The sequence below is a fragment of the Longimicrobium sp. genome (assembly GCA_036387335.1).
In the GTDB taxonomy this organism is placed as follows: domain Bacteria; phylum Gemmatimonadota; class Gemmatimonadetes; order Longimicrobiales; family Longimicrobiaceae; genus Longimicrobium.
Window position 1 is genome coordinate 1 of sequence record DASVTZ010000013.1, and the last position, 10650, is coordinate 10650.

Genomic DNA, 10650 nt, shown 5'->3' on the forward strand with positions numbered 1-10650 from the left:
CCAACCAGCCGGGGTCGATGGGGCACCCCTTTCCGGGAGTCGAGGTCACCATCCGCGGCCCTCGCGGCGAGCACTGCCCGGTCGGCACCACCGGCGAGATCTGCGTGGAGGGCGCCAACGTCTTCCCCGGCTACGTGGGCGAGGAGGGGCGCGATCCCGAGCAGTTCTGGGGCGGCGCCCTGCGCACCGGCGACCTGGGCGTGTGCGGGCCGGACGGCACCATCCGCTTCCGCGGCTGCCTGAAGCCGATGTTCACACGCAGCGGCTTCAACATCTACCCGCGCGAGATCGAGCGCGTCATCCAGGAAGACCCTCGCGTGGCCGACGCCTCCGTGACCGCGGTGCCGGACGGGGCCAAGGAGAACGAGATCGCACTCACCGTCGTCCCCGCACCCGGCGCCGAGCTGGGCGAGGAGGACGTGCGCCGCCTCTGCCGCGACGGCCTCGCCGCCTACAAGCAGCCGGGGCGCATCACGATCGAACCCGCCTGACCCGCCGCGTCTCAGGCACGGCCGGGACGGGCGCGGGCATCGGGGCCGCCGCGATCTTCTCCGCGTTCTCCGCGGCGGGGCGCGCGGCCTTCTCCGCTTCCCTGGACGCCGCGATGATCATGGCGACCGCGCCCACGATCACCACGGCGGAGAGGGCGACGCGCGCGTCCAGCGCCTCACCGGCGAGCGCCCATCCCAGCACGACCGCCACCAGCGGGTTCACGTACGCGTAGGTGGATGCGCGCGAAGGGCTTACCACGCCCAGCAGCCAGATGTACGCGGTGAACGCCACCAGCGACCCGAACACCGTCAGATACGCCAGCGCCGCCAGCGACTTCGCCGAGAAGGCGGATGGATCCACCCGCCCCGCCTCGCCCGTCGCCAGCCCCGCGGCCATCAGCAGCGCGCCGCCCGCCAGCATCTGCATGGAGGTGGCGAGGAACGGCGAAGCCGGGAGCGGCGCCTCGCGAGAGTAGAGCGAGCCCGCCGCCCAGCTCATCGCGGCGACCACCACGACCAGCGCACCCAGCACGTCCACCCGTCCGCCGCCCAGCTCCTGCGGCCCCACCAGGATCACCAGCCCCCCAAAGCCCAGCACCACCCCAGCCGCCGTGCGCGCGGAAGGCCGCCGCCCGCCGGGACGCAGCCATTCCAGCAGCACGATCCAGAGCGGCTCCACCGCCACCAGCAGCGCCGCGATCCCGCTGGCGACGCGGTGCTCGGCCCAGACGACCGCGCCGTTGCCGAACAGCAGCAGCATCCCGCCCAGCAGGAACGCCGAGCGCCAGTGCACGCGCATGGGAGGCGCGACGCCGCGCATCCTCATCAACAGGTAGAGGATCGCCCCCGCCGTCATGAAGCGTGTCCCCGCCATCATGAACGGCGGGAGCGTCTCGATGGCGTAGCGGATCGCCAGGTACGTCGAACCCCAGATCAGATACACCGCGGCGAAGGCGGCCAGCACCGCCGCCCTCGGCTCGCCCGCGCGCGACTCACCCACGGCCCGCCTCCTGTGGAATGGGAAGCGCGGCCGTCTCCTTGACCGTGTCCATGACGATGGTGGAGCGCGTGGAGACGATCGTGTCGATCTCCCCGAAGCGCTCGGAAAGGAGCACGCTGAGCGCCCGCGCGTTGGCGACGCGCACCTTGACCAGGAAGCAGTCCTCGCCCGCCACGTGGTGCACCTCCTGCACCTCGCGGAGCTCCGCCAGGCGTCGGGACGTGTTCACCGCACCCGCACGCTCACTCGCGCGCACGAAGACGAAAGCGGTCAGCCCCAGCCCCACCGCCTCGGGATTCACACGCGCGGCGTACCCCATGATCACGCCGCGCTCCTCCAGCTTCCGCACCCGCTCCAGGATCGCCGAGGGCGCCATCCCCATCTGCCGCGCGAGCTCCGCGTTGGAGGTGCGCGCGTTCTCCTGCAGGAGCGCCACGATGCGCAGGTCCACGTCGTCCATACGTTCTCTCCACCAGCATGATCACCGAACATCGTACTCCGGATTGAGCAGCAATCTGCGTTCCCGCACCTTGCATGCGCAACACCGGAGAACAATATTCGTTCGAGCAGCGGGCATCTTGCCCCGCGGTGGAGCGGCGCGCATCTTCCGCCGCCACACGAGCGAACCCAGCGGAAGAGAAAAGCCATGATGCACGACGACAGCGCGGAGGCCGCGGCCCACCGCTTCGCGACCCTGGCGGTGCACGCCGGGCAGACGCCCGACCCCACCACCGGCGCCATCATGACGCCGGTGTACCAGACCTCCACCTACGTGCAGCCGGAGCTGGGCCGGCACCTGGGCTACGAGTACGCGCGCACGCACAACCCCACGCGCGAGGCGCTGGAGCGCAACGTGGCGGCGCTGGAGGGCGGCACGCACGGCATCGCCTTCGCCAGCGGCCTGGCGGCAACGGACACGCTGGCCAAGCTGTGGGACGCTGGCGACCACGTGGTGTGCGGCGAGGGCGTCTACGGCGGCACCTTTCGCCTCTTCGCCAAGGTCTTCGCGCGTCTGGGGATGGAGTTCTCCTTCGTGGACAGCGGCAACCTGGACGAGATCCGCGCCGCCATGCGCCCCAACACGCGCATGGTGCACGTGGAGACGCCCACCAACCCGATGATGCGCATCTCCGACATCGCCGGGGCGGCGGAGATCGCGCACGCGGGCGGCGCGGTGCTGAGCGTGGACAACACCTTTGCCTCGCCCTACAACCAGAACCCGCTGGCGCTGGGCGCGGACGTGGTGCTGCACTCCACGACGAAGTACATCAACGGCCACTCGGACATGGTGGGCGGGATGCTCGTCACGTCGAACGACGACCTGCACGAGCGCCTCCGCTTCCTGCAGAACGCGGCCGGCGGCGTGCCGGGACCGTGGGACTCGTGGCTGGCGCTGCGCGGCACCAAGACGCTGCACCTGCGCATGCAGGCGCACAACGCCAACGGCCAGCGCATCGCGGAGTACCTGGAAGGGCATCCCAAGGTGGTGAAGGCGTTCTACCCGGGCCTGCCCTCCCACCCGCAGCACGAGCTGGCGAAGTCGCAGATGCGCGGCTTCACGGGGATGATCTCGGTGGAGCTGGGGACGATGGACCGCGCGCGCGCCTTCGTGAACAACGTGCGCATCTTCGCCCTGGCCGAGTCGTTGGGCGGCGTGGAGAGCCTCATCGGCCACCCCGCCCTGATGACGCACGCCTCCGTCCCCGCCGAGCGCCGCATCGCCATGGGCCTCTCCGACGCCCTCGTCCGCCTCTCCTGCGGCGTCGAGGACGCGGACGACCTCATCGCCGACATCAACCAGGCACTGGCGAAGGCCTGAAGCAGTCAGTCGAGCGGATGAAGAAAGGGAGGCATGACGCTCGTGCCTCCCTTCTTCATTCACCCCACGGCACGCCGTTCCGGCTGCACGGGCGCCCCGCGCTCGGGTCTCCCGTAGTGCGGCCAGGCGTACTGCACGCGCATCTCTTCGAGAATCGCCTCCGCCCTTGCTTCGTCGGCCTCGGTGTGCTTCGCTCGTAGTCTGCGCCGCAGCGTTTGGCTCACTTCTACGATATAGTAGTCCGTCTTCTCCTTCGGGAGGTCCGCGACGTGCTTTCCCTCCACCTCGCCAATCTCGTCTAGCAGCTGTACCGCCAGCTTGTTCTCGGAGAGCGGGAACCCTCTGTCTCGACGCGTTCCCAGGCGATCGCGCTGGTAGAGCTGGAGCGTGGTCTCGTATACCGCGTGGATGGCGTCGCCCTCCGGCACCTCGTTCAGGATCTCGAACATGCTCACCTCCGTAACTCGAGGAGATCAAAGCACCCCCTCCGCAGATCCTCGATCCGATATTCGAGGGAGAGCGGATGGGCGCGCTCGGAAACGGGAACTTCCGGTACTCTTCCCTCCAGCCGGTCGAACGGAATGACGTACAGCACGGGTCGAAAATCCGGGATCTTCGCCTCCTCCACGACTGCCTCGATCTGGTGGTACTGCGCAGCGGTGATCGCGCCAGATTCGCGCTTTGCCTCCGCCCCAGTCATGATGCCGGCGGCGTTCCGCTCGATTGCACGGCTGTGGAGATCGCCACGCCGTGTCTCCTCCTCCAGGTTTCGGTAGATCTCGGCCGGGCTGGAGCTCGGTGGGATGTTGAAGTGGCGCGGGGCGGTGATGCCGTCGTAGAACGCCGTGCACCAGGCGTAGTGCACGCCGTAGAAGCGCTCCGCGATGGAGTACGCGAGCCAGGTGCTCGCGGAGTAGAGGATGAGGGGCGTTTTCATGCCGCGGAAGCGCTCCAGGGACGGGTGGTGGCGTCGTCTCGATGGAGCCATACTATACAGGCGCAACAGGACTTACAAGCGCCCGCCGCAAACTGGTTCGCGCGGTGGCGCAGAGGGGATTTGATCCGCAACCCAGGCGCCTGTATCATCCCCGAACCGGAGTACCTCCTCCTCCAGACGACCGGCATTCGTGAAGATCCTGATCGTGGGCAACGGCGGGCGCGAGCACGCTCTCCTGTGGAAGCTGCGGCGCGACGCACCCGGCGCCGAGTTCTACGTCACCAACCCCAACGGTGGGATGCGCGGGGCCACCGCCGTCCCCCTGGCGGCGGGCGAGATCCAGGCGCTCGCCGCGTGGGTGCAGGCCAACGGCGTCGACCTCACCATCGTGGGCCCGGAGGCGCCGCTGGCCGCCGGGATCGCGGACCACTTCGCGGACCGGGGACTCGCCGTCTTCGGGCCGTGCAAGGCGGCGGCGGCCATCGAAAGCTCCAAGAGCTTCGCCAAGGCGCTGATGAAACGCCACGGCATCCCCACCGCCGATTTCCGCGCCTTCGACAAGCTTCCGGATGCCGAGGCGTACCTGCGCGAAGTGGGCGCGCCGGTGGTGGTGAAGGCGTCCGGGCTGGCCGCCGGAAAGGGCGTTGTTGTGTGCGAAACGCTCGATCAGGCGTTTACCGCGGTGCGCGAGATGCTCGGCGGCACCGCGTACGGCATCGCAGGCGCCGAGGTGGTGATCGAGGAGTTCATGCACGGCGAGGAGCTCTCCGTCTTCGCGCTCACGGACGGCACCGACGTCGTCGCCATGCTCCCCGCGCAGGACCACAAGCGCATCGGCGAGGGAGAGACGGGACCCAACACGGGCGGGATGGGTGCCTACGCGCCGGTTTCGCTCGCGACGCCGGAGCTAATGGAGCGCGTCGAGCGCGACATCCTACGCCCCACCGTCGCCGCAATGGCGGAGGAGGGACGCACCTTCCGCGGACTGCTGTACGCGGGGTTGATGCTGACGGAGAGCGGCCCGCGCGTGGTGGAGTTCAACTGCCGCTTCGGAGATCCGGAGACGCAGGTCGTCCTCCCCCTGCTCCGCTCGTCACTGCTGGAGCCGGTGCTGGAGATCGCGCGAGGCGGGAGCATCGCCGGCGCGCGGCTGGAGTGGGACCCCGGCGCCGCCGCGACCACCGTCCTCGCCTCCGCCGGCTACCCAGGCGACTATCCGTCCGGCGTGCCCGTGAGCCTCCCGGCCGACATTGAGGCGGGGGGCGACGTGATCGTCTTCCACGCGGGCACGCGCGAGGAGGAAGGCGCTCTGGTCACCGCGGGCGGGCGCGTGCTGGCCGTCACCGCGCTGGCGCCGACCGTCGCGGAGGCGGCGCGGCGGAGCCGGGAGGCGGCGGAGCGGATCGCGTTCGAGGGAAAGCAGCTGCGCCGCGACATCGGGTGGCGCGAGGTGGCGCGGGCGGGAGGTGGGCGTGCCTGAGCTTCCCGAAGTCGAAACCATCGTCCGGGACCTGGCGTCGTCGGTACGGGGCCGCACCATCAAGGACGTCGAGGTCTTCCATGCGGACCTGATCGAGGGTGAGAGCGCGGCCGAGTTCGCGGCGGCGCTTCGCGGGCGGAGGATCGGCGGGGTGACGCGGCGCGCCAAGAACATCGTCTTCGACCTGGGGCGCGGCGACCGGCTCCTGGTGAACCTGGGGATGACGGGCCGCCTCCTCGTCCCCCGCAAGGGCGAGCCGCTCCCCACCCATCTGGGCGTGCGCATGACGCTCGGGCGCGGGCGCGAGCTCCTCTACGCGGACACGCGGCGCTTCGGCCGGCTCTGGAGGACGGACGAATCGGGGTGGAGCGCGTTCGACGGACGGTTGGGTGTGGAGCCGCTTTCGGACGACTTCAGCGCCGAGCGGCTGTTCGAGATGACGCGCCGCTCCCGCGTGGCCGTGAAGACGTGGCTGATGGACCAGGCGCGTGTGGTGGGGGTCGGGAACATCTACGCCAGCGAAGCGCTATTCCGTGCGGGAGTCGATCCGCGCCGACCGGCGAACGAGCTGACCCTGGACGAGGTGGAGCGCATCCGCCGCGCGACGCGGGAGGTGCTCGGCGAGGCGATCGAGTTCCGCGGGACGACGTTCCTGGATTACCGCGACGCCAGCGGCAACCGCGGCGAGTTCTACGACCGGCTGCGCGTGTACGACCGCGAGGACCAGCCGTGCGCGGTGTGCAGCCGGCCTCTGCAGCGCATCGTGCAGGCAAATCGATCCACTTTTTTCTGCGAAGACTGCCAGCGGTAGGCCACCCCGCGAACGGGGGCGTGCCGCCGGTGTCCCCGACGGAGCGCCTGAATGCACACGCCGACTGAACCGAAGCTCCGCCCCGCTCGCCGCAAGACGCAGCGCCGCTGGCGTATCCCGCCGGTGCTCACGCAGGGCCCCGAGGTGTTCGAGGGGCTGGGCGTGCTGGACGAGGTGCCCGGTGAGGGCGGTGTCGTCCTCTGGCAGGCGCTCCGCGACGCGACGCTCTGGGCCGAAGCGGCCCCCGAGGTCCGCCCCGGCCTCTTTCAGCGGCGCGGCGCGCGCTCCACTCCCTCCCCCGCCCTTCCGCCCGAGCTCGCCTCCGCCGTGCGCGACCTGCAGGCGCTGGCCGCCAGCCCCGGTCTGGGCGACCCCGTGCGCGTCGCCGCCGCCTGCCGTGCCGTCGCCGAGTGGGCGGACGAGCGGGGCCTGCTCTCCACCGCCCTCGCCTTCTCGCAGGCGTCCGCGCAGGCGGATCCGATGGACGCCGTAGCCGCGTACGAGGTGGCGCGCCTGGCCCGCCGCCGCGCCGAAGAGGCCCGTGCCGAGACCTGGTACCGCCGCACCGTCGCCGTCGCCCGGCAGCGAGGAGACTGGGCGACGTACGCGCGCGCCTTTCTCGGCCTGGGCTCCCTCCACGCCAGACGCGGGAGCCTGGCGGCCGCTCGCCGCTTCTACCTGCGCGCACTTCGCGCCGCCGACAGAAACACCCTTCGCGAGCTGGAAGGAAGGGCACTCCACAAGCTCTTTTTGGCCGCCGCCGAGGGCGGACAGCGGCGCGAGGCGGTGCGCCTTGCCGCCACGGCGCTGGAGCACTACGGTCCGAGTCACCCCCGAACGGCGCGTCTGGCTTTCGACGTGGCGCGCCACTGGGTCGCGAGCGGCCACTTCACCCGCGCGCTCCCCCTCCTCCGCGCCCTGCGCGATGCCGAGTCGCCGCCGCTGCGCCTCCCGGTACTCGCGGAACTCGCCCGCGCCGCCGCCGGCACCCACGATGCGGACGGCTTCCTCGACGCCTGGACCCAGGCCTGGGAAGCCGCGCGCGACGAGCCCAGCGCGCCACCGCCCGTGCGCGCCATCCTCTCCCTGTCCCGAGCCGCCGCGGCGATGGGCGCCTGGAGCAAGGCCGAAACCGCCGCCCGCCACGCCCTCTCCATCGCCACCGACGCACGGGGCCGCGCCGCCGCCGAGGCCCTCCTCGACGCCGTCACCCGCCGCGCCGCCCCCACCTCCCCGCAACCGACCGAGCCCGCCGAGCTCGCCGCCGACGCGGACGCGCTTGCCTCGCGACTCGAGCACGCGCTCGCGAGATAAAAACAGCAAAAGCCTCACACAGAGAACACAGAAGGAACAGAAAGCCACAGAGGAAATCTCTTGTTGTTCTCTCTGTGGCTCTGTGTCTCTGTGTGAGCCCGCTGTTGAAGTTCTCCCGCGTCTCCGCGTCTCCGCGTGAGCCCCGCAGTTCCGCCCTTCCGCGAACGCGCCACGCGCACTATCTTGCCGCGATTCGGTTTTTGTTCTCCGCGGCATCGAGCCCCCGCGTGCCCAAACCCGCCGCACACCCCCTGCGCGACTCCGTGCGCGACGCCCGGAACTTCCCCGGTACCTACCGGTTCCTGGCGCCGGATGGGGAGATCGTGTACGTGGGTAAGTCGAAGCAGATCCGCACCCGCCTCCTCTCGTACTTCCGCGCGCGCCCCGAGGAAAAGGGCTACCGCGTCGTCAACGAGGCGGGCTCCGTCGCGTGGGACTACGAGCCGAGCGAATTCGCGGCGCTGCTGCGCGAGCTGGAGCTGATCAAGCGCTACCGCCCGCGCCTCAACGTGCAGCACAAGCGCGACGGGCGGTACTCGTTCCTCAAGCTCACCGGCGGAGCCGTCCCCAAGCTGGGCGTCGTCGCCGCCGTCAGCGACGACCGCGCGGCCTACTACGGCCCCTTCCGCGGCGGGCGCCGGGTGATCGAGGCGGTCCGCGAGCTCAACGACGTGCTCGGCCTGCGCGACTGCGCGCTTACGACTCCGATGCGCTTCTCGGACCAGCCGGACCTCTTCGCCTTCGAGCGCACCCCCGGCTGCCACCGCGCGGAGTTGAAGCTGTGCCTGGGACCCTGCGCGGGCCTCACCTCCCAGGCCGAGTACCGCAAGCGCGTGAACCTCCTGCGCACCTTCCTCAACGGCCATGCGGACGAGCCGCTGGCGTGGCTCAACGCGCGCATGCTGGCCGCGGCGGAGCGGTGGGACTTCGAGTACGCCGCCGCCGTGCGCGAGCGGATCAAGCGGCTGGAGCGGCTGCGCGACGAGTTCGCCACGCTGCGCGAGGCGCTGGACACCCTGACCTTCCTCTACCGCGTGCCCTGCGCGCGCGGCGTGGATCCACGCGTGTACCTGATCCGCCGCGGCACCGTGCGCGCCGTCGTCTCGGCGCCAGACTCGCAGGCGGAGCAGCGGAGACTGGCGCGATTGGCGGAGGAGCACTTCGGCCAACCCGAGCCGAACAGCGCGCTCGTTTCCAAGCACCAGGTGGACGAAATCCTCCTGATCGCGCGCTGGTTCCGCATGAATCCGCGCGAGCTGGAGGCCACCGTCGCGCCCGAACGCGTAGATGCGGTCCCGCTCAGCGCGTGAGCTCCGCGCGGGTGGCACACGCGTTGCGCCCGCGCAGGGCCGTTCCGCGTGCGCGCGGCCCCTGACCATCACAGACCAAGGCATCCAGATGCGGAGCACCCTCCGCACCCTGCTCCTCCTCATCGTCGCCGCGCTCCCGGCGTGCGACGACGCGCGCCCCGAAGCGGCGGCGCTGGCGCCCACCGACAGCGCGGCGCGCGATGAAGACCCGCGCGCCATCTACGGCGCCACCAGCGCGGAGAACGTCCGCGTCACGCCGGTGGAGATCGAAGTCGCCGACCTTCCGGCCGGGTGGAACGGGATGAAGATCGCCGCCCTCTCCGACTTCCAGCTCGGCCTCTGGCCGGACAACGAAAAGGTCGCTACCTCCGCCGTGCGCCGCGCCCTCGCCGAGAAGCCGGACATCGTGGTGCTGCTGGGCGACTACGTGGCTCGCGGCGACGACTACGCGGCGCTCGACCGCATCCTGGCCCCGCTGCGGGGCACTCCCGTCTTCGCCGTCTTGGGCCACGAAGACGAGGACGACGACCCCGGCGGCAAGCCGGACAGCACGCAGATCCGCACGGTGGAAGCGCTGCAGCGCAACGGGGTGCGCGTCCTTCGCAACGCCCGCGCCCCCTTCGGCCGCAACGGCGACACGGCGTACATCGCCGGAGTGGAGCCCTTCACCCCCCGCCGCCCCGAGTGGCGCCAGGCGGAGATCTACGGCGGCATCCCGGGCGGTCCGCGCACGCCGCTGCTGCTGGCCCACTTCCCCGCCACGGGCCTTTCGGTGCCGAAAGACAAGTACGCGGCCGTCCTGACCGGCCACACCTTCTGCGGCCGCATGGAGGTGCCCGGCACGCCGCGCCTGACGTGGGTGAACACCGAGCTCTACCCCGGCACCCCCGAGCCCGACAAGCGCCGCATCTTCCGCGTGAAGGGGAGCACCCTCTTCATCACCTGCGGCGTGGGCTACGGCTTCATCCCCGTCCGCTTCGGCTCCCCGCCGGAGGTGGCGATGGTGACGCTGCGCGGCTTCAACACCAAGGCCGCCGCCGACAGCGCCCGCGCCGCCGCCGTCCCCGGCGAGGCCAACGTAGACTCGCTGCTCCAGGTCTACGGCCGCCGCGACACCACCGCCACACCCATCGACACCACCGGCGGCGTGGCGCCCTGATCTAAACAGCGGGCCTCACGCGGAGACGCGGAGGCGCAGAGAGAACTACGAGAGGGTACAAAATGGAGGCACCGGAGAGCATCTCTCCAGTGCCTCTATCACTTGTTCAACGTCTGAAAGCCGCCGCACACGAGACCGCTTCAGCGGTCTTCGCGTCGGTCCAGCCGGGGGATTCATCCTGGATTCATCCCCCAGCGTGCATCCCCCGCACCCGCCCCAGCATCGCCTCCGCCCTCCGCATCACATCCGCCAGATCCTTTTCGCACTCCAGCGCCACCAGATGCGCCGCCAGCAGCCGCTGCAGCGCCTCGCGATACTCAGCATCCAGC

11 protein-coding genes are annotated in these 10650 nt (G+C 70.7%); 7 read left to right on the top strand and 4 right to left on the bottom strand.

What is annotated here, in order from left to right; genetic code table 11:
* Positions 1-491: AMP-binding protein (locus VF647_01015; GenBank protein HEX8450639.1), on the top strand; the 491-nt coding region annotated here is incomplete at its 5' end.
* Here VF647_01015 and VF647_01020 read toward each other — a convergent pair.
* Both VF647_01020 and VF647_01025 read right to left on the bottom strand, forming a co-directional pair.
* Positions 472-1491: an EamA family transporter gene (locus VF647_01020; protein ID HEX8450640.1), complete on the bottom strand. Its 1020-nt coding sequence runs from the start codon at positions 1489-1491 to the stop codon at positions 472-474. The two genes, VF647_01015 and VF647_01020, sit on opposite strands and share 20 nt — an antisense overlap.
* On the bottom strand, positions 1484-1951 hold the full coding sequence (locus VF647_01025) for an Lrp/AsnC family transcriptional regulator (GenBank protein HEX8450641.1): 468 nt from the start codon (positions 1949-1951) through the stop codon (positions 1484-1486). The genes VF647_01020 and VF647_01025 overlap by 8 nt, the downstream gene beginning before the upstream one ends.
* A 186-nt stretch (positions 1952-2137) precedes the next feature.
* Here VF647_01025 and VF647_01030 point away from each other — a divergent pair, with 186 nt between their 5' ends.
* Positions 2138-3310 carry a cystathionine gamma-synthase gene (locus tag VF647_01030; GenBank protein HEX8450642.1) on the top strand — a complete coding sequence of 391 codons (1173 nt, stop codon included), beginning with the start codon at positions 2138-2140 and terminating at the stop codon, positions 3308-3310.
* A 59-nt stretch (positions 3311-3369) separates the two neighbouring features.
* Here VF647_01030 and VF647_01035 read toward each other — a convergent pair whose 3' ends face one another.
* A complete protein-coding gene (locus tag VF647_01035) occupies positions 3370-3759 on the bottom strand; it encodes a hypothetical protein (protein HEX8450643.1) in 390 nt (129 codons plus the stop codon).
* 2 nt (positions 3760-3761) lie between these two features.
* Positions 3762-4247 carry a hypothetical protein gene (locus VF647_01040; protein HEX8450644.1) on the bottom strand — a complete coding sequence of 162 codons (486 nt, stop codon included), beginning with the start codon at positions 4245-4247 and terminating at the stop codon, positions 3762-3764.
* 190 nt (positions 4248-4437) lie between these two features.
* Between VF647_01040 and purD the strand changes: the two genes are divergently transcribed.
* From purD to VF647_01065, 5 genes are all read left to right on the top strand, one after another.
* Positions 4438-5727: a phosphoribosylamine--glycine ligase gene (gene purD, locus VF647_01045; protein HEX8450645.1), complete on the top strand. Its 1290-nt coding sequence runs from the start codon at positions 4438-4440 to the stop codon at positions 5725-5727.
* Positions 5720-6538, top strand: coding sequence for a bifunctional DNA-formamidopyrimidine glycosylase/DNA-(apurinic or apyrimidinic site) lyase (mutM, locus tag VF647_01050; GenBank protein HEX8450646.1), 819 nt, complete (start codon positions 5720-5722; stop codon positions 6536-6538). The genes purD and mutM overlap by 8 nt, the downstream gene beginning before the upstream one ends.
* 51 nt (positions 6539-6589) lie before the next feature.
* The gene (locus VF647_01055; GenBank protein HEX8450647.1) at positions 6590-7852 is read left to right on the top strand and encodes a hypothetical protein; all 1263 of its coding nucleotides are present in this window, start codon (positions 6590-6592) and stop codon (positions 7850-7852) included.
* Between the two features lie 227 nt (positions 7853-8079).
* Positions 8080-9162, top strand: a complete 1083-nt coding sequence (locus tag VF647_01060) for a GIY-YIG nuclease family protein (protein ID HEX8450648.1) — start codon at positions 8080-8082, stop codon at positions 9160-9162.
* An 88-nt stretch (positions 9163-9250) separates the two neighbouring features.
* A complete protein-coding gene (locus tag VF647_01065) occupies positions 9251-10321 on the top strand; it encodes a metallophosphoesterase (protein HEX8450649.1) in 1071 nt (356 codons plus the stop codon).
* The last annotated feature ends 329 nt before the right edge of the window (positions 10322-10650 follow it).

Excerpts from the sequence above, each read along its gene's own strand:
- VF647_01025 (HEX8450641.1), bottom strand. The coding sequence starts at position 1,951 with ATGGACGACGTGGACCTGCGCATCGTGGCGCTCCTGCAGGAGAACGCG.
- VF647_01030 (HEX8450642.1), top strand. The coding sequence starts at position 2,138 with ATGATGCACGACGACAGCGCGGAGGCCGCGGCCCACCGCTTCGCGACC.
- VF647_01035 (HEX8450643.1), bottom strand. The coding sequence starts at position 3,759 with ATGTTCGAGATCCTGAACGAGGTGCCGGAGGGCGACGCCATCCACGCG.
- VF647_01040 (HEX8450644.1), bottom strand. The coding sequence starts at position 4,247 with ATGAAAACGCCCCTCATCCTCTACTCCGCGAGCACCTGGCTCGCGTAC.
- VF647_01055 (HEX8450647.1), top strand. The coding sequence starts at position 6,590 with ATGCACACGCCGACTGAACCGAAGCTCCGCCCCGCTCGCCGCAAGACG.
- VF647_01065 (HEX8450649.1), top strand. The coding sequence starts at position 9,251 with ATGCGGAGCACCCTCCGCACCCTGCTCCTCCTCATCGTCGCCGCGCTC.